Here is a 19,615-nt window from a genome sequence, read left to right as displayed (position 1 = left end):
GTACGTGAGGGGGCGGGGATCCCTTCCTGACGGGTGCGGATCGACAAGCCGTGGGGGCTCGTTCGGCTGCCGCGGGGCTCGGACCCCGGCCGTGCCGCCACCTCGCCCTCTTCCCGTACGACGACCACAAGCCCGTCGAACACCGCACCGCCGTCGCCGACCACCTCACCGAACGCGGACAGGCCCTCGACGCCCCCGTCGCGCGGCAGCGGCGCCGCCGTCTGGACCGTATGGCCCCTGGAAGCCCTGACCGCACCCGGCGTGGCTCGAGCGGCCCGCACCCGGCGCGGCTGAGCGACTACCGACTCCCGTCGTTCCCTCCCCGTGACGTCGTTACGGCCGCCCCGGGCGCGTCCGGCTCGGGCCCCGCCTCCGCCACGGCCCGGGGCGTCACCGTCCCGCCCGCGCTCGCGGTCCCGCCCGGCGGCGCACTCGCGATCGCGTCGGGTTTCGTCGGGACTCCCCCGCGCCGCCATACGCGCCCCCTGCCGACACGCACGCGCGTGGCTCCTCCGCGCTCGATCATCCCGAGGGCCACCCCGGCGACGATGATCACACCGCCCGTCATCTGGGCGAGCCGGATCGACTCGCCGTTGATCACGACGGCGCCGACGACACCGAAGACCGGTACGAGGTTGAGGATGTTGACCGCGACGCTCGACGCCATCCTGCGCAGGCCGTAGTTGTAGAGCAGGAAGCCTCCGACCGAACACCCCACGGCCAGGTACACCAGCAGGGCCGAGGCGGTCGCGTCCGGCACGCGCCACTCGTCGGCCTCCAACAGGGAGGCCAGGAGGAAACCGGCCGCGCCGGCCACGGTCTGGTGGTAGGTGACGGTAACGGCGTCCTGACCGGCGCTCGCACGCTTGCCGAGCACGTTGTATCCGGCCCAGGCCAGCCCGCCGACCAGCAGCAGGACATCGCCCACCCAGCGCGAACTCCCCCCGACGTCGGCGCCGTTGCGCACGACGAGGAAGGCGCCGAGGGTGGCGAGGAGCACGCCCGCCACCCTCGGCAGCGGCATCCGGGTGCGGAGGACGACCCCTTCGAGCAGCATCGTCATCAGCGGGTACGTGGCCACGATCAGCGAAGCGTCGGACGCCGTGGACAGGTCGACGCCGACGTTCTCCAGAACGAAGTAGACGGTGATGCCGAGGAACCCGCTCAGGTAGAGCTGCCGCCGCCTCGGGTCCGGCCGGGCCGTGCGGCGGCGGCCCAGCCGCACCATCACGCCCAGGAGCAGCGCCGCGAGGGTGAACCTGATGGCGCCGATGCCGAGCGGGCCGACGTCGTCGAGGACCCGTTTGGTCACCGCGTACGAACTGCTCCAGAACAGCGCGGCCGCGATGACCGCGCACACCGCCCCCACCGTGGGTCCTCGTTCACGCATCAGGCCACCTCTCTCCCCTGCACGACGAGCAGCACCGTTCGACCACACGGTGACCGAACGAACAGCCGCTGCTTAGGCTGGAAGCTAGCAACATCATCGAGGTTGCTGCGCAGAGTCCGAATTACCTTCGAAATCCCATGGAGCGAGGCAAGCGTGGACGAACTTGATTCGGCGTTGGTGCGGATGCTTCAGGAGGACGGTCGGCGCACCAATCGGGACATGGCCCAGGAACTGGGGATCGCACCGTCGACCTGTCTGGAGCGGATCCGCTCGCTGCGCAGGAGCGGTGTGCTGACGGGGTTCCACGCGGAGGCGGACCTCGCGGCGATCGGCCGCGGGCTGCAGGCCGTGATCGCCGTGCGGGTCCGGCCGCCCACGCGTGCGGCGATCGAGGCGTTCCAGGCCTTCCTGGAGGGGATGCCCGAGGTCGTCTCGATCTTCGTCCTCACGGGCAACGACGACTTCCTCGTGCACGTCGCCGTCCGGGACACCGACCATCTGCACGCGGTCGTCCTGGACAAGATGACGAAACGCCCTGAACTCGCCGACGTACGCACGTCGGTGGTCTACGGGCACATGCGGAAGAAGGTCATCGGTCCGATGTGACACCGGGTCGAGGGGCCTCGCCCGTTCAGGCGACGCCCTGCGGTCGGAACTGCACGCTGATCCGCGGCCCGACCGCGCGGCTCGTCTTCGGGATCGCGTGGTCCCAGGTGCGCTGGCAGGAACCGCCCATCACCACGAGGTCACCGTGGCCGAGGGGGAGCCGGAGCGCGGCGGGCCCACCGCCGCGCGGGCGGAGAGCGAGGTCGCGCGGATCACCGAGGGAGAGGATGGCGACCATCGTGTTCCGCGTGGAGGAGCGACCGGTCCGGTCACCGTGCCAGGCGACGCTGTCGCGCCCGTCGCGGTAGAGGCAGAGGCCGGCGGTGACGAAGGGTTCGCCGAGCTCGGACGCGTAATGGGCGTCGAGGGCGGATCGGCCATCGTGGAGGGCGGGGTGCGGCAGGGGCTCACCCTCTCGGTAGTACGCGAGCAGACGCGGTACGGCGACCACGTCGTCGTACATCTTCCGCTCCTCGGCCCGCCACGGCACCCGTTCGACGAGCTCGTCGAACAGGGCGTCGGCGCCGTGGAACCACCCGGGCAGATGGTCGATCCAGGCCCCGTGCGCGAGGGTGGTCCGCCAGATCCCGTCGAACGGGCCGGGGCGGGGGTCGTCGCCCTGATCGAACAGGGAGCCCTGGAGGCCGGGGATCGGCCGTGGTGCGGTCATGGTCCCAGGATAGCCGCATAACCGAACATCTGATCGAATCATTGCGGGCGCCCGAGGCCCCTTCACAGCGGCCTGCCCGGCCTCACGGCAGAGGCGTGCCGCCGGTCGCGTTGACGATCTCCCCGGTGATGTAGCTCGCCCCGGGCGAGGCGAGGAAGACGTACGCGGGAGCCATCTCCGCCGGCTGGGCGGCCCGGCCCAGGGGCGACTGGCGGCCGAAGTCCTTCGTGTCCGGCATCGTCGCCGGAATCAGCGGGGTCCACACCGGGCCGGGCGCGACCGCGTTCACACGGATGCCGCGCTCGGCCAGCATCTGCGCCAGACCGTGCGTGAAGGAGATGATCGCCGACTTCGTCATCGCGTAGTCGAGGAGGTGCGGGCTGGGCTGGTAGCCCTGCACGGAGGTGGTGTTGATGATGGAGCCCCCACGCGGGATGTGCGGCAGGGCCCTGCGGGAGAGCCAGAACATCCCGTAGAGGTTGGTCTTCATCACCCGGTCGAACTGCTCCGTGGTGATGGCCTCGATCCCGTCCGGTTGCGCCATCTGGTAGGCGGCGTTGTTGACGAGGACGTCGATGCGCCCGTGCTCGTCCACCGCACGGTCGATCAGAGCCGCGCACTGGCTCTCGTCCCGGATGTCGCACACGACGGGGAGAGCCTTGCGCCCCGCCTCCTGGACCAGACGCGCGGTCTCCGCGGCCTCCTGCTCCTCCTCCGGCAGGTAGGTGAAGACGATGTCCGCGCCTTCCCGTGCGAAGGCCAGGCAGACGGCCCTGCCGATCCCGGAGTCGCCGCCGGTGACCACCGCCACCCGGTCGACGAGCACCTCGTGACCGCGGTACGAGTCCTCACCGTGGTCCGGACGGGGTCGCATCGCCTCGGTCGAGCCGGGGTGGTCCTGCTCCTGGTCCGGGAAGGGGGGCCGGGGGTGGCCCGTCCCGGGGTCGGGGACGGGTGCTTGTTCCTCAGGGGACATCGGGATCTCCGTGCTGTGGGGGCGCTGGGCGTGCGGTCTGGTGGCGCTGTGCTCTCGGGGCGTTCAGCGCCTCAGGACGATGCCGGGTACGGCACCGACTTGAGGCGGCGGGCGAGGTGGGCGGTGTTGGCGGCCAGGGTCGCGGTCGTGGCCGCGGTCTTCTCCGGCGTCTTCTCGAGGTCCTGGTAGTCCGTCCCCTGCATGGCTTCACCGACCCAGTAGGTGACGGCGTTCGGCGCGAGGGAGAACCCGACGTCGTTGAGCCCCTGGAAGAGGTCGGCGCTCACCTTGTGCGCCCCGTCCTCGTTGCCCACGACACAGACCGCGGCCACCTTCCCGTAGGTCAGCATCCGGCCTTCCTCGTCGGTCTCGGAGATCTCGGCGTCCAGCCGTTCCATGACCCGCTGGGCGATGCTCGACGGGTGCCCGAGCCAGATCGGGGTCGACAGGACGAGAATGTCGCAGCCGAGGATCGTGTCGCGGATCTCGGGCCACGCGTCCCCGTCGCCCATGTCGGTCTTCACCCCGGGGCGCACGTCGTGGTCGGCGAGCCGGATGATCTTGCCGCTCACGCCGTGCTCGCTCAGGGCGGCCATGGTCTGCTCGGCCAGCAGCTGCGAGCTGGAGGCGGCCGGGGACGGGGAAAGAGTGCAGACCAGGGCGACGGCGCGCAGGGGTGTGGTGTCGTTGGCGTCCATGGCCACCCCCTACCCCCGACCCGAGGTCGTATCTCACCTTTCCGCGCAGTGCGGCCCGGATGGCGAGGGAGGAGTGGGCCAGGCGGCGGTCTCCTGGTCGCGCCCGGGGCGCGGTGGCCGAATAGTGCCCTGCAGAGCGGGTAGGCGGCCTGGTGCCCGTCGCCGAGACACGCGGGTGCACGGTTACCGCTCGCCCACGGACGGGCCGCCCGCCACCGCCACCCGAGGACAGGAGCCTTCGATGACCTCGCTCAGCACGAGCACCCCGGACGCAGCCACCGCAGGCCCCCGCCTGGTCGCGGGGCGCGGTGACCTCTCGGGCGCCGTGGAGAGGGCCCTGCGGACGGGTCGGCCGCCGGCGTACACCGAGGGAAGCATCCGGCGGGCGGACCCCTGGGGCGAGGACCTGCAGCTCGCGCTGTACCTGCTGTACGAGCTCCACTACCGTGGCTTCGAGGCTGTCGACGACTCCCGCGAGTGGGATCCGGACCTGCTGCGCCTGCGACGGGAGCTGGAGGACCTCTTCCTCCAGGCGCTGCGCACCGCGCTCCCCGACGTGCCCCGGTCCGTCGACGAGGCCTTCGCACCGCTGCTCGTCGAACCGGTCGATCCGGCCGACAGCGTCAGCCGCCACCTGGAGACCGAGGGAGAGCTCTGGCAGCTGCGCGAGTACGCGGCACTGCGCTCCCTCTACCACCTCAAGGAGGCGGACCCGCACGTCTGGGTCATCCCCCGGCTGACCGGGCGGGCCAAGGCGGCGATGGTGGCCATCGAGTACGACGAGTTCGGCGCCGGACACGCGGACCGCATCCACGCCCGGCTCTTCGCGGACCTCATGACCGACCTCGGCCTGGACACGTCCTACGGCCACTACCTGGACCATGCCGACGCGACGCTCCTCGCGACCGTCAACCTGATGTCACTCTTCGGTCTGCACCGTGCCCTGCGCGGAGCGCTGGTCGGCCACTTCGCCTGTGTCGAGGTCACCTCGTCGCCAGGCTCCCGCAGGCTCGCCAAGGCGATGCGCCGGTGTGGCGCCGGGCAGGCCGCGGAGCGGTTCTACACCGAACACATCGAAGCCGACGCCGTCCACGAGCAGATCGTGCGGCGCGAGGTGATCGGCGGACTCCTCGTCGACGAACCCGCGCTCGAACCGGACATCGCCTTCGGCTGCGCCGCGACCGTGCTGCTCGACGACAGGCTCGACGCCCACATCCGCGAAGCCTGGGCTGCGGGCCGCTCCGCGCTCCGCAGCCCTCTGCCGGACGCGGACCCGAGGGCCTGACCATGGCCGGACTCGACGCCTTCGCCGAGGTGCTCGACTACCCGATGTACGTCGTGACGACGAGGGCCGGGGACGAACGGGCGGGCTGCCTGGTGGGATTCGCCTCGCAGTGCTCGATCGACCCGCCCCTCTTCATGGTGTGGCTCTCCCGGGCCAACCGCACCTACCGCGTCGCACACCGAGCCTCCCACCTGGCGGTTCACACCCTGCGGCCCGAGCAGCGGACGACGGCGGAGCTGTTCGGGGGACGGACCGGCGACGACATCGACAAGTTCGACCGGGTGGAGTGGGGGCCGGGGGAGGGTGGCGTGCCCGTCCTCTCCGACTGCTGCTCCTGGTTCGTGGGCCGGGTGCTGGAACGCGTCGACGGCGGGGACCACATCGGTTTCCTGCTCGCTCCCGTCGCGGAGAGCCCGTCCGGCCCCGTGCGGCCCCCGCTGCTCCGGTTCGGTGACGTCGTGGACCTCTCCCCCGGGCACCCGGCCTGAGAACACCGTGGTCAGCGCCCCGGATGGTCTCCCGGGTGCTCTCCCGGGTGCTCCCCGGGGCCGTCCCGCAGGGGGGCCAGCGGGGTGGGCGACAGGTCGGTCGTCTCCTCACCCGGTTCGAGCAGGGTGTCCGCCGCTCCGACGATGAGGGGATCGGGCGTGCCGACCGCCTCCGGGTCCTTGCACGCGTAGTCGATACGGGCCAGGAGGCTGCGCATGGCCTCGAGGCGCCCGCGCCGCTTGTCGTTGCTCTTGACCACGGTCCACGGCGCGTGCTCGGTGTCCGTCTCCCGGAACATGGCGACCTTGGCCGTGGTGTAGTCGTCCCAGCGGTCCAGCGAGGCGAGGTCGGTGGGAGAGAGCTTCCACTGCCGTACGGGGTCGACCTGACGGATGGCGAAACGGGTGCGCTGCTCCGAGCGGGAGACGGAGAACCAGAACTTCACCAGATGGATGCCGTCCTCGACCAGCATGCGTTCGAAGAGCGGGCACTGGTGGAGGAACAGCTCGTACTCCTCGTCGGTGCAGAAGCCCATCACCCGCTCGACGCCCGCGCGGTTGTACCAGGAGCGGTCGAAGAACACGATCTCGCCGGGGCCCGGCAGAGGGGCCACATAGCGCTGGAAGAACCACTGCCCGGCTTCTCGCTCGGTCGGCTTGTCGAGGGCGACGATCCGGGCGCCGCGCGGATTGAGCCGCTCGGTGAACCGCTGGATGGTTCCGCCCTTGCCGGCGGCGTCCCGCCCCTCGCACAGCACCACGATCCGGGCACCGGTGTCCTTCGCCCAACGCTGCAGCTTGAGCATCTCGATCTGCAGGATCCGCTTCTGCCGCTCGTACTCGGCACGGCGGACCTTGCGGACGTACGGATAGTTCTCCTGCCAGGTGCGGATGGGGTCGCCGGTGGCGCTGAGCAGGACGGGCTGCTCGGGCCGGCTGACGTCCACGCTGAGCCCTTCGAGCAGGTCCTGCTCACGGGCCTCGTCCCGGTCCTCGTCCTTGCCGTCAGCACTGTTCATGTCGGCCATGCGTCGCCCCGCTCCACTCGCCCGTTCGGTCCGACATCCTCGTACCCACAGACAGCCCGGTACCCACGGACATCCTCACACTCACTGACATCCTCATCCCCGTGGGCATCCTCATGCCCGCCGGTCCCGGCGTCAGCGGCGGCGGGCTTGGCCCCGGGGGCTCGGGGCAGACGGGACACATGACTGTGCCCAAGGCTCTCGTCCTCGTCCTCGACTCCACCGACCCGGAACCCCTGGCGGAGTTCTACGCGGCGCTCCTCGGCGCCACCGTGGAGCCCCACCCGGGGGATCCCGACCTGCTGCTCGTCTCCGGTGATTCCGGGGCGGTGCTCGGCATCCGGCGTGACCACGGGCAGGCGCCGCCCAGCTGGCCCCGCCCCGAGGACGCCCAACAGGCCCACCTGGAGATCCTCGTGGCCCCCGACGCCCTCGACGAGGCGGAACGCGAGGCGGTCTCGCTCGGCGCGCGGCCCGTCGCGGCGGTGCGCGACGGCACCCGGACCGACCGGCGAACGGACCTGCGCCGCTACACGGACCCGGCCGGTCACTCCTTCGTCCTGGCCACGACGCCTCCGGTGGACGCCGACCAGGGTCTTCCCCGCGCCCGGCAGGCCTGAGCGCGGGCGACAGAGCGGCGCCCCCGCCTCCCCGTGGGGAGACCGGGGCGGCCGGCTCGGTCGTCGTGACACGCGGCGGACCTGCCTACTTGTCGCGGTCCAGGGAGTCGCGGACGCCTTCGGCGCGCTCGCGGGCCGTGTCGGCGGCGTCGCGGGCCTTGCCCTTCATCTGGTCCGTCTTGCCCTCCGACTCCATGCGCTTGTTGCCCATGGCCTTCCCCGCGGCCTCCTTGATCTTGCCCTTCGCCTTCTCCGTGCCCTTGCCTGCCATGACGTTTTGCCCCTTTCCTGTGGATGGGTTCCAGGTGCCACGCTAGGCAGACTCCGTGGAATGCGCCCGTCGACCCGTCACTCCTCAGGGGGCGTTTGAGGTGGCCGGTAGGGGACAGACGCCGACCGCGTCACCGCATCCGTCGGCCGAGTCGCCGGGTGCGCGTTCCGATCCGCGAGAAAGGCGATCATGATCACATCCACCTTGGCAGCCGCGCCCGTCCTCATGCCCGGACCCGCTCTCGCGTCGGCAGGATCCAACGGCTTGTGGTTCGCCGTGGCCATCGGCGCGGTGGTCGTCATTCTGCTTCTCGCCGCGTTCTGGTGGGGCAGTCGCCGGGCCGCGCGTCGGCGCCGCCCTGTGGGTGACCCGACCGCAGCGAGCGGCCGGTCGGGCCGCGACTCGTGGACCACGCCCGACGACGACCCGAACCTCGGCGACTCCAGCCGCTGACGCCGGTCGGGTGCGGAGCCGGCAGGGCAGGGAGGCGGCGGATCACACCGTGAGCGCCCGGGCTCGGAGGCGAGCGCACTCCACGGTCGACCAGAGGACTCCGGTGAGGCCGTCCACGAGCCGGTCGTCGGTGACCTCGGGGAGGAACTTCCTTACGACCTCGCTGAGTTCGTCCCGCACCCGGACCGTGGTGTCGTGCACTCCCCTGGCGCCGTTCCGGCTCCCCGCCAGGAAGTCGAGGGCCGAGTACGTCTCCTGGTCCACGGCCGTGAGCATGTGCTGGGCCGTGGCGGTGTCCATGGTCCGCAGCCGTGCGGAGCCCGCCGCGTCACGCGGGCGCAGCGCATGCCACCAGCCCGGAGCAGGGATGAACGGCGAACCGGCGGCCCACCTCGCCCTGCGGAAGCCGGACACGCCGTGCCCCGTCAGCGGCCAGGCCGCCACGACGGAGCCGTCAGGGCCACGCAGTTCACCGTATTCCCGAGGGGCGCCGGTGTTGCCGGTGACACCGATGACCCGATGGACCGTACGGGGTACGTCGTCGCCCGGGAGGAGCACCGGCTCGCGCTCGGCCGGCTCCGCCGGGGAGCGCAAGCGCCGCCTGCCGTCGTAGGGCACCGTCTCGAAGGCGCCGTCCCGCCACAACAGGCCCGTCGGCCAGGGCTTGCGGTAGTCGTACGCCGCGTCCTCCCACTGGGTGATGAGTCCTTCCGGCCCCATGGCGACGGCCCGGCCGCCTCCCGCCAGCAGGAGGGCGTCACCGCCGTCGCGGATCTCCGCCCACTCGCCCCGCTGCCAGGCGGCCCCTTCCCCGGGCAGCCCCAGTTCGTCGGGCAGGCCGGCGCGCAGGGTGCGTGCCAGGGACACGGCCGGGTCGACGGCGAGGATGCGCTCGGCCTCGTCCTCGAAGTGGCGTCGGACGGCCGGCGCCGCGAACGGCTCCAGGTCCCGTAGTGCCGTGTGCAGCGGCAGCACTCCGCCCTCCGCGACCCGTCCGCCGTGCTCGCCGAGGAGCCCGGCCACGAACTCGCGCAGGGCCGGCCGGGTGGCGAGCGTCTTGAGCCGTCCCGTGTCCCCCGTCAGCCGGATGGACGGCGAGGGCCCTGTCTCCAGGGTGGCCGTCGGGTCGGACAGCTCCGCGAGCAGCCGGGGCGCGAAACGGTCGTCCCTCGTGACGTACGGCAGATCGTCGCCCTTGGCCCGACCGAGCCAGGCGAGGAAACCGAGCGGTTCGGTCCCGTCGGTGTCGACCGGAACGCCCGCCGCGAGCAAGGTGTCGAGCAGCCCCAGGTCGACGCACCGGTCCCGCGCCGACGCCTGGGAGTCCGGCATCCGCAGCGACGGGAGCGCGCGATGGGTGACACTTTCGGCCCGCAGCCGTGCGGCCGCCCCGGCGAGCAGCTCGTGGAGCCCTTCGACCGGCGCCCGCAGCCCTCGATAGCGCTGTGCGAAGCGGTCCAGCCAGGCTCGGACGCCTTCCACGTCGAGGGTGGGTTCGGAGTCGACGACGGGCACGGCGGGAGAAGCGAGTTCGGCCTCGACGACGGCCTCCGCGGCGTCCGGTGCGGCGCCGGTGCCGACGGGCTCCCCGCCCACCGCCACGAGGCCCGCACGCACAGCCTCGTCGGCCGACCCGGGCGTCCCGGCCTCGCCCGCCGCACCGGTGAGCAGCGCGTCGGTTCCCGTCGCCCGCAGCAGACTCACCCAGCCGGCCGCGGCGTCGGTGAGCGCGGCACGGCCGCTGCCGGTGGGTGCGGCCGTCAGTTCGAGCAGGGTCTTGCGCGTGACCCTGCCCTCGGCGAGGAGTGCCAGCAGGACGGGGGTCCATCCGTCCCAGAGGTCCGTCGTGGCGTCGTTCATGCCGCCGTGGGCGAGGAGACCGGCGAGCAGCTGCCGGTGCTCCTCGTCCACGGGGGCGGAGCCCTGCGTGAAGCCGAGGAGGGCGCCCGCGAATTCGGGCCGGGAGGGCAGTGCGGCCCGGTGCCAGGCCAGCACGAGCCGTCGGTAGTGGGCGGCGGCGGCCGACGGGGCGGACGAGCGGGCGACCAGGGCGTCGTGGTGGGCGGCGAGGGCACGCCTGGAGACGGCTCCCACCGCCGCGCCGGCGACGAACGATTCGATCACTCCGTCCTCGTCGACGGCGAGGCCACTGTTGTTCTCGACCTCGCGGGCCCGCGCGAACAGCGGTTGTGCCATGCCGGGGCTGCCCGCGTCGGCGACGATCCGGGCGCCCTCATCCAGGACGGCCGTCATCAGTCGCGGCGCCTGCTGCTCCAGCGGGGCGACGGCCGTCTCGAGCGCCTTGGCCGCGCGCCCCGGCTTGGTGGCCGCGGTGGTGGCGCAGGTGCGGAGCAGTCCCAGCAGCCCGATCGCCCGGTTGACGGCGGAGGGTTCGGCGCGGGAGACGCGGGCGAGGAAGCCCAGCGGGGTGGGTCGGACCCGACCGACGACCTCGCGTCCCGGCCCGCCGTCGGGGACGGGTGTGAGGCCGAGGGCGCGGGCCACGGTGTCCTCGGCGTCGGCGGCGCCGCCGGGCACCAGCCGTACGAGGCAGGCCCCTTCGTCCAGCGCGGCCCAGTCGTACCGGCAGACGGTGAGGACGTCCTCGTCGTGGGCGCCCGGAGTCGCGCCGGGGGCGACGGCGCCCGCGTCGAGCAGTGCCTTCTCCTCCCAGACCTCCGGCGCTCCCCCGGTGGCGCCCGGTTCGTCGCCCCCACCGGTGCTCCCGGCGCAGCGGGTCAGGAACCGCTGGTAGGCGGCGGACGCGTCGGGGCGGTCTTCCTGGCGGTAGCCGCCGTCCCGCGCGTCGTAGAGGTGGGCGGCGGCCCGCATCCCCTCGGACCAGGCGACGAGCGGGATGTCGTCGTACGCCCCGGGCCCTTCGCGGCGCCGGTCTCGGTGGCCCCAGTGGACGTCGTTCATGAGCGTGCCCGACAGGGGGCCCTGCCAGCGCAGGTCGATGCGCATGGGGTGCCGCGCGGGGCCGGCGTGCAGGTCGAAGTAGGCGGTCTCCCCGCGGATGCGGCCACCGAGGCGGGACACGGCCCGCTCGAAGCGTGCCCCGCTGTCGAACTCGGCGCCGTCGAACGCGTCGACGCCGTGCCACGAGTGCCGCCTCGCGGGCGCCGCCCGGGGCCGCCACCACACGGTCCTGTGCAGCTGCTCCACTCCCTGCTCGCCGCCGTACGCGTCGAGGAGGCGACGCCAGAGCTCCAGGCGTCCACGTCCGTCCGGGTCGAGCAGTACGGGGTGGGGGACGGTCACCAGGGGTGCGGTGATGGTCAGTTCGCCTTCGGGTCGGACGACCCGCAGCCCGTCGGGCGTCCCGCGTCCGGCGTCGACGAGCAGTCCGGCGCGGGTCACGTCGGCCGAGCCGTCGGCCTCGTAGGGCGCGATGACCAGGTGGCGCAGTGCGCGCCGCCAGTAGGGGTCGGGCCATACGGCGCGCAGCAGGCGGGCCGGGACGGGCAGGGAGCGTGTCATCCAGCGCTCGGCCTCGGCGGCCGCCCGCGCGGTGTGGTCGGCCAGCCAGTCGGCGAGGGCAAGCAGCAGCTCCGCCCGCTCGTGCTTGCGCGCCTGCGGGGGAACCTTCTTGAGGACCTTGCCCGAGGCGTTGCGGCAGAGGAGCGTCGGGCGTGGCTCCGCGTACGCGTCGAGTGCCAGCTCGTAGGACGGCCGTCCCGAGCCGTCCTGCTCGGTGCCGTCGACCGCGACCCAGTCCATCCTGTCCCCCGTTGCCCTGCGCGTCGTTCTGTCGAGCGTCGTTCTGTGCGCATCGTTCTTCTGAGCTTCCGACGGCACGTCATACCGTCGTGATCACTCTAGGCGGGGCCACTGACAGGGCTCCTCGTCCTCGTGCCACGGCGGGATCGTCGCGGTGAAGCCGCCACCTGCTCGTCACCTACGGATCGGAGTGCCGTCCGCGTCCACGCCGGTCGTCGCCGGCGTGGGCCTCCATACAGGCGCAGACGGTCCAAGCCGCGACCGGGGACCGCCACCACCTGGGGGTCGCCTTCGGTACGCGGCGTCTGACCGAGTACGGCTTCGGCATTCTGGCGGCGCACACGCTGACGCCCGGTCGCCGTCCGGCCACCGGCCGTCAGCGTGTGCGCACGTCGTCCGGGCGGCGGAGCAGGTAGACGGCGGCGGAGGCGACCAGCGTCAGCATGCAGGCGATGAAGACGAGCCCCGCGCCTTCCAGGCCGAGCGGATCGGCGAGGAGTCCGACGCCGATGACCGGGATCGAGATGCCGGTGTACGCGACCACGAACAGGGTCGAGATCACCGCCGCGCGCCGGTCACCGGGCGCGGCCGCCGCGACGGAGGAGAGTGCCGCGCGGAAGGCGAGGCCCTGTCCGGCGCCGCCGACGACGGCGGCGAGGACGATGAGGACCAGGAGGTCGGTGTACAGCGCCGAGGCGAGGAGGACGAGGCCGGCGAAGAGCACGGCGCAGCCGAGGGAGAGGGAACGTGTCACTCCGACGCGGTCGACGGCCAGTTGTCCGGCGGTGGAGGCGAAGAAGGCCAGGGCGACGACCAGACCGCTCACGGCGTGGTTGTCCACGTGCAGGTAGCGGGCGAGGAACGCGGGGCTGACCGAGGTGAACACCCCGAACAGCGCGAACCCCACGAAGCAGGCGATGGCGGCCGGCACGAACGCCGCTCTCACCCGGGGCGGCAGGGCGGGCCGCTGCGGCCGCACGGCCGTCAGGGGCCGTCGCCGCCCCACGGTCTCGGGGAGGCGCAGCAGGACGACGGCGGACACGGCGACCAGGGCGAGGTGCACGGCGAAGGGGAGCAGCAGGGGTTCGGGGGCGTACTCCGCGAGCAGGCCGGCGAGCAGGGGGCCGCACCCCAGGCCGCCCATGTTGGCGGCCGTGGCCACGAACGTCGCCCGGGTCCTGCCGCCGGCCGGGGCCAGCTCCATCACGTAGGCGGTGGCGGCCCCGGTGAACAGGCCGGCCGACAGACCCGAGAGGAGGCGGCCGGCGTACAGCCAGGCCAGTCCGTCGGCGCACAGGAAGCAGACGGCGCTCGCCGCCGCGAAGCCGAGGCCGCACAGCAGTGCGGGCCGCCTGCCGACGGTGTCCGAGGCGTTGCCCGCGAGCAGCAGGACTCCGATGACCCCGAAGGCGTAGACGGCGTACACGACGGTCACGGTCAGTTCGGAGAACCCGAACTTCTCCTGGTAGAGGGGGTAGAGCGGTGTCGGCAGCGTGGTGCCGGCCATGCACACGACGAACACCGCGCCCGCGAGCAGACACCGGAGCCAGCCCGGACGGTCATCTTCCATGCCGCCGACCGTAATCCCGCCGGTCGCCGATCCGGCGTCACGAACTGCGGCAACGGGACGGTGTCACCCCGCCTGCAGGGACGGGTGGGTCCGGAACTGAGCACGGGTCAGAGAACACATGATTTGCGACTTTTCTTGCATGAGACTGGAAGATTCCTTCATCGTGTGCATACCAATCCGCTCAAGAGCGTTCCGAACTGATCAAGAACGCCTCTATAGTTCCGACGTTCATCCTTCCTCCCCGTGCCTGCTCCCGAGAGTCTGGTCGATGTCGGCATCACCCACCCCGTTCCGCCCCGCCCTGATCGCCGCGCTCCTGACAGCCGCCGCCAGTGGCGCACTCGCCGCGGCGGCGACGACCGCGGCGCCGGCCGGGGTACGCCCCGCGCTCGGCTGGTTCACCGTCTGCGGCGTCCTGCTGCTGTCCGCGGCGGCCTTTGCCGTCACCTGGTACACGCGCACCGCGCGGGCACTCGCCCGGCGGGCCGAGGTCCTCTCCGCCGAACTCGCTTCCCGCGACGCCTACGTCAGCCGGTTCAGGGCCACCGCCGAGCGGGAGGCAGCCGAGCTGAAGGAGCGTCACGAGGCGGAGATCGCCGGCCACGCGGCACGGGCCGAGGAGCTCGTCCGGGCCCACCGGGCCGAGACGGCCAGGCTGTCCGAGGCGCGGACCGCCGACCTCGAACGACTGGAAGGACGCCTGCGCCGGGCCGAGTCCGCCCGGTCCGCCGCCATGGCCGCCGCGGCCAACGCGGCCGGCCGCATGCAGGCCCTCGCCACGAGCATGATGGCCGACCTGCGGGAGATGGAGCACCGGCACGCCGACGAGGACGTCCTCACCGACCTCCTCCACCTCGACCACCGCACCGCCCAGGCCGGACGCCTCGCCGACTCCGTCGCGGTGCTCACCGGGGCCCGCTCCGGTCGACGCTGGGCGCGCCCGATCGTCATGGAATCGATCCTGCGCGGCGCCATGGGCCGGATCGGCGGCTACCAGCGGTTGCGATTGCACTCCGGCAGTGACGCGGCGGTCGCCGGGCACGCCGCCGAGGGCGTCATGCACGCGCTGGCCGAACTCCTCGACAACGCGGCGAACTTCTCCCCGCCGAGCGCCGAGGTGCACGTCTACGTGGAGGAGGTGCCGGCGGGCATCGTCATCACCGTCGAGGACAGCGGTCTGGCCATGAGCGACGTGCAGCTCAGGCGCGCCGAGGCCGCCGTCGGTTCGGCGGCCCAGGATCTCGCCGGGCTCTCCGGAACCCGCCTCGGCCTCCACGTGGTGGGCCGGCTGGCGCGCAAGCACGGTCTGACCGTGTCCTTCCGCCCGTCCGCGCGCGGAGGGACCGGCGCCGTCCTGATGCTGCCTCAGGGGCTGATCAGCCACGCCGCCACGGAACCGGCCGGTACGGCCGGCGAACAGCGGCTGCCCGTGGCGGGGCGCGGCGTCACCTCACCCGCCCCCGACAGGACGTCCGCCGCCCGGCCCGACGGCACCTCGGCCGCTCGGACCGTCGCACCGCCCGCGCTCGCCGCGGCCGCTCGGACCGTCCCCTGGCCGCCCGAGCCGGAGACCGTGCACGAGACGGCCGACGGCGACGCGTCGGAGCCGGAGGCCGACGGGATAGTCCTGCCGCGCCGGCGCCGCGGCGAGACCCTGGCCTCACAGCTCAAGAACGCGGAGGCGCCCGCGACCGGCCGCCCGGCGGCACGCCGCACCGGCGCCGCGTCCGGCACCCCGCCCCGCTTCGGCAGCTTCCAGCGGGCCGTACGCGCGGCCGCCACCCAGCCGGAGGACGGACCCGGGACGCCCGGGACCCGCACCGACGCAGCCGCATCCGACCCCGCCGGCTCCCCCGTGGGCCGGGCGGCCGACATCCCCGTACCGTCCGACCCTCAGGAGCCGACGGGCGCACCGCACCCGTCGCCGTCCTCGAACCCCCCGTATTCGGAAGGCAGTCCCCGATGACCGGCACCACCACCGACGAGAAGCTCAGCTGGCTCCTGGAAGGCCTGCTGGAACGCACCCCGGCCACCCGGCACGCGCTGGTGCTCTCCCGTGACGGCCTCAAGCTCTGCCGTACCGCCGGGCTCTCCGTGGACCAGGCCGACCAGCTCGCCGCCATCGCCGCGGGCATCCAGAGCCTGTCGCACGGCGCCTCCGTCGAGTTCGGCGACGGCAGCGGCGGGGTCCGCTCCGCGATGGCCGAGTTCTACGGCGGCATCCTGTTCATCGTGGAGGCCGGGGACGGCGCCCACCTCGCGCTGGTCGCCGACGAGGACGCCGACGCCGGTCTCGTCGGGCACAACATGTCGGAACTGGTCGAGCAGCTGGGCGAGCACCTCGTCGCCAGGCCGCGGGGATGAGCCGGGTCAGGCCGGGTCGGGACGACTCCCCCGACCGCCTCTACACCGTGACCGGCGGTCGCAGCCGTGCCGGATCCGACGCCTTCGACCTGGTGACGCTCGTGGTCGCCGAGAGCGACCCCGTGTCCGGCATGCAGTCGGAGCACGCCGCGATCCTGCGCATGTGCCGCTTCCCCACGGCCGTGGTGGAAGTGGCGTCCGGACTCGGCCTGCCCGTGTCGATCACGCGGATCCTCCTGGCCGACCTGCACGCGACCGGCCGGATCAGCGCACGCCATCCCCGCCCCACGTACCGCCTTCCCGATCACGACATCCTGGAGCAGGTGCTCGTTGGACTCCGTAGCCTCTGAACAGCGCCAGACCCTGCACAGCACCGCCGACAACGGTCTGAAGATCGTCGTCGTCGGCGGATTCGGAGTCGGCAAGACCACCCTGGTCCGTTCGGTCAGCGAGATCCGTCCGCTGAACACCGAGGAGACGATGACTCAGGCGGGCGAGCACATCGACGACACCGTCGGCGTCGCCGCGAAGACGGCCACCACCGTCGCCTTCGACTTCGGCCGGATCTCGCTCGACGCCCGCAACGTCCTCTACCTGTTCGGCGCCCCCGGTCAGGAGCGGTTCTGGTTCCTGTGGGACCGGCTCTTCTCGGGGACGCTCGGTGCCGTCGTACTCGTCGACACCCGGCGGCTCGCCGACTCCTGGTACGCCGTCGACCGACTCGAACACCACGGCACCCCGTTCGTCGTCGCCTGCAACGACTTCGGCGGACCCGCCCACACCCCCGCCCAGATCCGCGAGGCCCTCGACCTCGCCGACGAGGTCCCCCTGGTCTTCTGCGACGCCCGGTCGCGCGAGTCCAGCAAGCAGGTCCTCATCTCGCTCGTCGAGCACCTGCAGACCCTCGTCCCCTTGGACCCGCAGCCGATACCGGAGCCCACCCCGTGACCCACCCCGAGCCCCAGCCCGTCCCGCTGAGCGGCCCCCGGTTCCAGACCGACCCCGTGGAGCTGTACCGGCGGATACGGCGCGAGCACGGCGCCGTCGCCCCGGTCGTCCTCGACGGAGACGTGCCCGCCTGGCTGGTCCTCGGCTACCGCGAACTGCACCAGGTCACCGGCGACCCGGTGCTCTTCTCGCGCGACTCCGAGCTGTGGAACCAGTGGGACGCCATCCCGGCCGACTGGCCGCTGCTGCCGATGATCGGGCGGAAGCAGCCGTCCATCCTCTACACCGTCGGCGAACGGCACCGCGAGCGGGCCGGAGTCATCTCCGACGCGCTGGAGGCCGTCGACCCGTTCGTCCTCAGGGAACGGGCCGAGCGCTTCGCGGACGAACTCATCGACGCACTCTGCGGCAAGGGCGCCTGCGACATCATCGCCGAGTACGCGATGCTGCTGCCGGTACGGGTCCTCGCCAGCGTCTACGGCTTCCCCGACGAACAGGGGCCGGGCCTGGTCACCGCCCTGAACGACATGATCAACGGCCAGGAGGGCGCGCTCGAGGGCCAGCGCCACCTGGCCGAGTCGATGTCCGCGCTGCTCGCGGCCAAGGCGGCGACCCCCGGCGACGACGTCGCCTCGCGGATGATCGCCAACACCGCGGGCTTCACGGTCGAGGAGGTCGCCCAGGACCTCATGGTGATGCTGGCCGCCGGCCACCAGCCCACAGCCGACTGGATCGGCAACTCACTGCGCCTGATGCTCACCGACGACCGGTTCGCGGCCTCCCTCTCCGGTGGCCGGCACAGCGTCGGCGAGGCGATGAACGAGGTCCTGTGGGAGGACACCCCCACCCAGAACGTCGCCGGGCGGTGGGCCTCGCGCGACACCCGGCTCGGCGGCCGCCGGATCAGCCGCGGCGACCTGCTCCTGCTCGGCCTCGCCGCCGCCAACTCCGACCCGCACGTTCGGGCCGACTCCGGTGCCTTCACCGGGGGCAACAACGCCCACCTCTCGTTCGGACACGGTGAGCACCGCTGCCCCTTCCCGGCCCAGGAGGTCGCCGAGACCATCGCCCGGACGGGGATCGAGGTGCTGCTCGACCGGCTGCCGGACGTGGACCTCGCGGTGGCGGAGGACGCCCTCACCCGCCGCCCGTCGCCCTGGCTGCGGGGCCTCACCGCGCTCCCCGTGACCTACACCCCGACCCCCGCCCTTGGAGCCTCCGTATGAGCTGCCCGTACGACCACACCGCCGCCCCCGGCACCGACGTGATCACCCTCGACCCCTTCGTGGGCGACCTCGACGGCGAGAGCGCCCGGTTGCGGGAGGCCGGTCCGCTGGCCCGTGTCGTCCTGCCAGGCGGCGTGCCCTGCTGGGCCGTCACCCGGCACGCCGAGGCGCGAAAGCTCCTCACCGACGCCCGCCTGGTCAAGGACATCGACGTGTGGGGGGCCTGGCAGCGGGGCGAGATACCTCTCGACTGGCCGCTGATCGGCCTCGCCAACCCCGGGAAGTCCATGCTGACCGTGGACGGCGACGAGCACCGGCGGCTGCGCACCCTGGTCGCGCAGGCACTCACCGCGCGCCGCGTGGAGCGGCTCCGCGCGGGCATCGAGGCCCTCACCGCGGGCATGCTGGACCGGCTCGCCGAGCGCCCGGCCGGTGAGGTCGTGGACCTGAAGGCGGAGTTCGCGTACCCCCTGCCGATGAACGTGGTCAGCGAGCTGATGGGGGTCGACGCGGCCGCCCACCCCCGGATGAAGACGCTGTTCGACAAGTTCTTCTCGACGCAGACTCCGCCCGAGGAGGTGCCGCAGATGATGGCGGACCTGGGCGCCCTCTTCGCCGGGATCGTGGCGGGCAAGAAGGAGAACCCGGGCGACGACCTCACCAGCGCGCTGATCGAGGCGTCGGAGGACGGCGACCGGCTCAGCACGGAGGAGATCACTAACACCCTCCAGCTGATGGTGGCGGCCGGGCACGAGACGACCATCAGCCTGATCGTGAACGCCGTCGTCGCCCTGGAGACCCACCCCGAGCAGCGCGCCCTCGTACTCAAGGGCGAGGTGCCGTGGGAGAACGTCATCGAGGAGACGCTGCGCTGGTCCACGCCCACCTCGCACGTGCTGATCCGCTTCGCGGCCGAGGACATCGAGGTCGGTGACCGGGTGCTGCCGAAGGGCGAGGCCCTGATCGTGTCGTTCGGCGCGATCGGCCGGGACGAGGAGCAGTACGGTCCGACGGCGGGCGACTTCGACGTGACCCGGACCCCCAACCGCCACATCTCCTTCGGCCACGGACCGCACGTGTGCCCGGGCGCGGCCCTCTCCCGCCTGGAGGCCTCGGTGGCCCTCCCGGCCCTGTACGCGCGTTTCCCCGAACTCCGCCTCGCCGTACCGCGCGAGGAGCTCCGGAACAAGCCGGTCGTCACGCAGAACGACCTGTTCGACCTCCCGGTCTTCCTGGCCTGACCGGCCTCACGCCCCGGTCTCCCCCGACGGGAGGCCGTGGCGTACCTCTGCGCAGCACGGC

General features: G+C 72.6%; 19 protein-coding genes and 1 pseudogene. 12 read left to right on the top strand and 8 right to left on the bottom strand.

Annotated features, from left to right (window positions below):
- Nucleotides 1-298: 298 nt before the first annotated feature.
- Nucleotides 299-1,390, bottom strand: a complete 1,092-nt coding sequence (locus ABZ567_RS18200; RefSeq protein ID WP_360790656.1) for a DMT family transporter — start codon at nucleotides 1,388-1,390, stop codon at nucleotides 299-301.
- Nucleotides 1,391-1,543: 153 nt separating this feature from the next.
- Between ABZ567_RS18200 and ABZ567_RS18195 the strand changes: the two genes are divergently transcribed.
- Nucleotides 1,544-1,996 (top strand): Lrp/AsnC family transcriptional regulator, encoded by a 453-nt coding sequence (locus ABZ567_RS18195; RefSeq protein ID WP_360790654.1) that lies wholly within the window; start codon nucleotides 1,544-1,546, stop codon nucleotides 1,994-1,996.
- A gap of 25 nt (nucleotides 1,997-2,021) precedes the next feature.
- Here the strand turns inward: ABZ567_RS18195 and ABZ567_RS18190 are convergent, their stop codons facing one another.
- From ABZ567_RS18190 to ABZ567_RS18180, 3 genes are all read right to left on the bottom strand, one after another.
- The gene (locus ABZ567_RS18190) at nucleotides 2,022-2,666 is read right to left on the bottom strand and encodes an alpha-ketoglutarate-dependent dioxygenase AlkB (RefSeq protein WP_360790651.1); all 645 of its coding nucleotides are present in this window, start codon (nucleotides 2,664-2,666) and stop codon (nucleotides 2,022-2,024) included.
- Nucleotides 2,667-2,748: 82 nt separating this feature from the next.
- The gene (locus ABZ567_RS18185; protein ID WP_360790649.1) at nucleotides 2,749-3,642 is read right to left on the bottom strand and encodes an SDR family oxidoreductase; all 894 of its coding nucleotides are present in this window, start codon (nucleotides 3,640-3,642) and stop codon (nucleotides 2,749-2,751) included.
- Nucleotides 3,643-3,713: 71 nt separating this feature from the next.
- Nucleotides 3,714-4,340, bottom strand: coding sequence for an NAD(P)H-dependent oxidoreductase (locus ABZ567_RS18180; protein WP_360790646.1), 627 nt, complete (start codon nucleotides 4,338-4,340; stop codon nucleotides 3,714-3,716).
- 241 nt (nucleotides 4,341-4,581) lie between these two features.
- Between ABZ567_RS18180 and ABZ567_RS18175 the strand changes: the two genes are divergently transcribed.
- Both ABZ567_RS18175 and ABZ567_RS18170 read left to right on the top strand, forming a co-directional pair.
- Complete coding sequence (locus tag ABZ567_RS18175) at nucleotides 4,582-5,625, top strand: iron-containing redox enzyme family protein (RefSeq protein WP_360790643.1); 1,044 nt, start codon at nucleotides 4,582-4,584, stop codon at nucleotides 5,623-5,625.
- 2 nt (nucleotides 5,626-5,627) lie between these two features.
- Nucleotides 5,628-6,113 carry a flavin reductase family protein gene (locus ABZ567_RS18170; RefSeq protein ID WP_360790640.1) on the top strand — a complete coding sequence of 162 codons (486 nt, stop codon included), beginning with the start codon at nucleotides 5,628-5,630 and terminating at the stop codon, nucleotides 6,111-6,113.
- An 11-nt stretch (nucleotides 6,114-6,124) separates the two neighbouring features.
- Here ABZ567_RS18170 and ppk2 read toward each other — a convergent pair whose 3' ends face one another.
- A complete protein-coding gene (ppk2, locus tag ABZ567_RS18165; RefSeq protein ID WP_360790929.1) occupies nucleotides 6,125-7,132 on the bottom strand; it encodes a polyphosphate kinase 2 in 1,008 nt (335 codons plus the stop codon).
- A gap of 188 nt (nucleotides 7,133-7,320) precedes the next feature.
- On the opposite strand from ppk2, the gene ABZ567_RS18160 reads away from it, so the two are divergent.
- On the top strand, nucleotides 7,321-7,758 hold the full coding sequence (locus ABZ567_RS18160) for a VOC family protein (protein WP_360790638.1): 438 nt from the start codon (nucleotides 7,321-7,323) through the stop codon (nucleotides 7,756-7,758).
- An 85-nt stretch (nucleotides 7,759-7,843) separates the two neighbouring features.
- Here the strand turns inward: ABZ567_RS18160 and ABZ567_RS18155 are convergent, their stop codons facing one another.
- Nucleotides 7,844-8,029, bottom strand: coding sequence for a CsbD family protein (locus ABZ567_RS18155; protein WP_360790636.1), 186 nt, complete (start codon nucleotides 8,027-8,029; stop codon nucleotides 7,844-7,846).
- Between the two features lie 189 nt (nucleotides 8,030-8,218).
- On the opposite strand from ABZ567_RS18155, the gene ABZ567_RS18150 reads away from it, so the two are divergent.
- A complete protein-coding gene (locus ABZ567_RS18150) occupies nucleotides 8,219-8,482 on the top strand; it encodes a DUF6479 family protein (protein ID WP_360790633.1) in 264 nt (87 codons plus the stop codon).
- 42 nt (nucleotides 8,483-8,524) lie between these two features.
- On the opposite strand, the gene ABZ567_RS18145 is transcribed toward ABZ567_RS18150, so the two are convergent.
- A complete protein-coding gene (locus ABZ567_RS18145) occupies nucleotides 8,525-12,205 on the bottom strand; it encodes a DUF4132 domain-containing protein (protein WP_360790630.1) in 3,681 nt (1,226 codons plus the stop codon).
- 230 nt (nucleotides 12,206-12,435) lie between these two features.
- Between ABZ567_RS18145 and ABZ567_RS18140 the strand changes: the two are divergent.
- Nucleotides 12,436-12,534: pseudogene (locus ABZ567_RS18140) on the top strand (LLM class F420-dependent oxidoreductase); the annotation flags it as partial.
- Nucleotides 12,535-12,581: 47 nt separating this feature from the next.
- Here ABZ567_RS18140 and ABZ567_RS18135 read toward each other — a convergent pair.
- Nucleotides 12,582-13,775, bottom strand: coding sequence for an MFS transporter (locus ABZ567_RS18135; protein ID WP_360790628.1), 1,194 nt, complete (start codon nucleotides 13,773-13,775; stop codon nucleotides 12,582-12,584).
- A gap of 268 nt (nucleotides 13,776-14,043) precedes the next feature.
- Between ABZ567_RS18135 and ABZ567_RS18130 the strand changes: the two genes are divergently transcribed.
- Genes ABZ567_RS18130 through ABZ567_RS18105 form a run of 6 tightly spaced genes read left to right on the top strand, consistent with a single transcriptional unit; the run spans nucleotide 14,044 to nucleotide 19,554 of the window.
- A complete protein-coding gene (locus ABZ567_RS18130; RefSeq protein WP_360790625.1) occupies nucleotides 14,044-15,741 on the top strand; it encodes an ATP-binding protein in 1,698 nt (565 codons plus the stop codon).
- Nucleotides 15,738-16,139: a roadblock/LC7 domain-containing protein gene (locus ABZ567_RS18125; protein ID WP_360790623.1), complete on the top strand. Its 402-nt coding sequence runs from the start codon at nucleotides 15,738-15,740 to the stop codon at nucleotides 16,137-16,139. The genes ABZ567_RS18130 and ABZ567_RS18125 overlap by 4 nt, the downstream gene beginning before the upstream one ends.
- A complete protein-coding gene (locus ABZ567_RS18120) occupies nucleotides 16,136-16,489 on the top strand; it encodes a DUF742 domain-containing protein (protein ID WP_360790620.1) in 354 nt (117 codons plus the stop codon). The genes ABZ567_RS18125 and ABZ567_RS18120 overlap by 4 nt, the downstream gene beginning before the upstream one ends.
- Nucleotides 16,470-17,087 carry an ATP/GTP-binding protein gene (locus ABZ567_RS18115; protein WP_360790618.1) on the top strand — a complete coding sequence of 206 codons (618 nt, stop codon included), beginning with the start codon at nucleotides 16,470-16,472 and terminating at the stop codon, nucleotides 17,085-17,087. The genes ABZ567_RS18120 and ABZ567_RS18115 overlap by 20 nt, the downstream gene beginning before the upstream one ends.
- Nucleotides 17,084-18,313 carry a cytochrome P450 gene (locus ABZ567_RS18110; RefSeq protein ID WP_360790615.1) on the top strand — a complete coding sequence of 410 codons (1,230 nt, stop codon included), beginning with the start codon at nucleotides 17,084-17,086 and terminating at the stop codon, nucleotides 18,311-18,313. The genes ABZ567_RS18115 and ABZ567_RS18110 overlap by 4 nt, the downstream gene beginning before the upstream one ends.
- Nucleotides 18,310-19,554, top strand: coding sequence for a cytochrome P450 (locus tag ABZ567_RS18105; RefSeq protein WP_360790612.1), 1,245 nt, complete (start codon nucleotides 18,310-18,312; stop codon nucleotides 19,552-19,554). The genes ABZ567_RS18110 and ABZ567_RS18105 overlap by 4 nt, the downstream gene beginning before the upstream one ends.
- Nucleotides 19,555-19,615 lie beyond the last annotated feature (61 nt).

The sequence above is a fragment of the Streptomyces sp. NPDC016459 genome (assembly GCF_040632845.1).
Taxonomy (GTDB): Bacteria; Actinomycetota; Actinomycetes; order Streptomycetales; family Streptomycetaceae; genus Streptomyces.
Note: the sequence above shows the minus strand (reverse complement) of the source record. Positions and strands in the feature narration are given on the sequence as shown.

Bases quoted from the DNA above. Each gene is read 5' to 3' on its own strand.
- ppk2 (WP_360790929.1), bottom strand. From the start codon at position 7,132: ATGAACAGTGCTGACGGCAAGGACGAGGACCGGGACGAGGCCCGTGAG.
- ABZ567_RS18170 (WP_360790640.1), top strand. From the start codon at position 5,628: ATGGCCGGACTCGACGCCTTCGCCGAGGTGCTCGACTACCCGATGTAC.
- ABZ567_RS18190 (WP_360790651.1), bottom strand. From the start codon at position 2,666: ATGACCGCACCACGGCCGATCCCCGGCCTCCAGGGCTCCCTGTTCGAT.
- ABZ567_RS18145 (WP_360790630.1), bottom strand. From the start codon at position 12,205: ATGGACTGGGTCGCGGTCGACGGCACCGAGCAGGACGGCTCGGGACGG.
- ABZ567_RS18160 (WP_360790638.1), top strand. From the start codon at position 7,321: ATGACTGTGCCCAAGGCTCTCGTCCTCGTCCTCGACTCCACCGACCCG.
- ABZ567_RS18155 (WP_360790636.1), bottom strand. From the start codon at position 8,029: ATGGCAGGCAAGGGCACGGAGAAGGCGAAGGGCAAGATCAAGGAGGCC.
- ABZ567_RS18150 (WP_360790633.1), top strand. From the start codon at position 8,219: ATGATCACATCCACCTTGGCAGCCGCGCCCGTCCTCATGCCCGGACCC.
- ABZ567_RS18185 (WP_360790649.1), bottom strand. From the start codon at position 3,642: ATGTCCCCTGAGGAACAAGCACCCGTCCCCGACCCCGGGACGGGCCAC.
- ABZ567_RS18200 (WP_360790656.1), bottom strand. From the start codon at position 1,390: ATGCGTGAACGAGGACCCACGGTGGGGGCGGTGTGCGCGGTCATCGCG.
- ABZ567_RS18180 (WP_360790646.1), bottom strand. From the start codon at position 4,340: ATGGACGCCAACGACACCACACCCCTGCGCGCCGTCGCCCTGGTCTGC.
- ABZ567_RS18135 (WP_360790628.1), bottom strand. From the start codon at position 13,775: ATGGAAGATGACCGTCCGGGCTGGCTCCGGTGTCTGCTCGCGGGCGCG.
- ABZ567_RS18130 (WP_360790625.1), top strand. From the start codon at position 14,044: ATGTCGGCATCACCCACCCCGTTCCGCCCCGCCCTGATCGCCGCGCTC.
- ABZ567_RS18120 (WP_360790620.1), top strand. From the start codon at position 16,136: ATGAGCCGGGTCAGGCCGGGTCGGGACGACTCCCCCGACCGCCTCTAC.
- ABZ567_RS18175 (WP_360790643.1), top strand. From the start codon at position 4,582: ATGACCTCGCTCAGCACGAGCACCCCGGACGCAGCCACCGCAGGCCCC.
- ABZ567_RS18105 (WP_360790612.1), top strand. From the start codon at position 18,310: ATGAGCTGCCCGTACGACCACACCGCCGCCCCCGGCACCGACGTGATC.
- ABZ567_RS18125 (WP_360790623.1), top strand. From the start codon at position 15,738: ATGACCGGCACCACCACCGACGAGAAGCTCAGCTGGCTCCTGGAAGGC.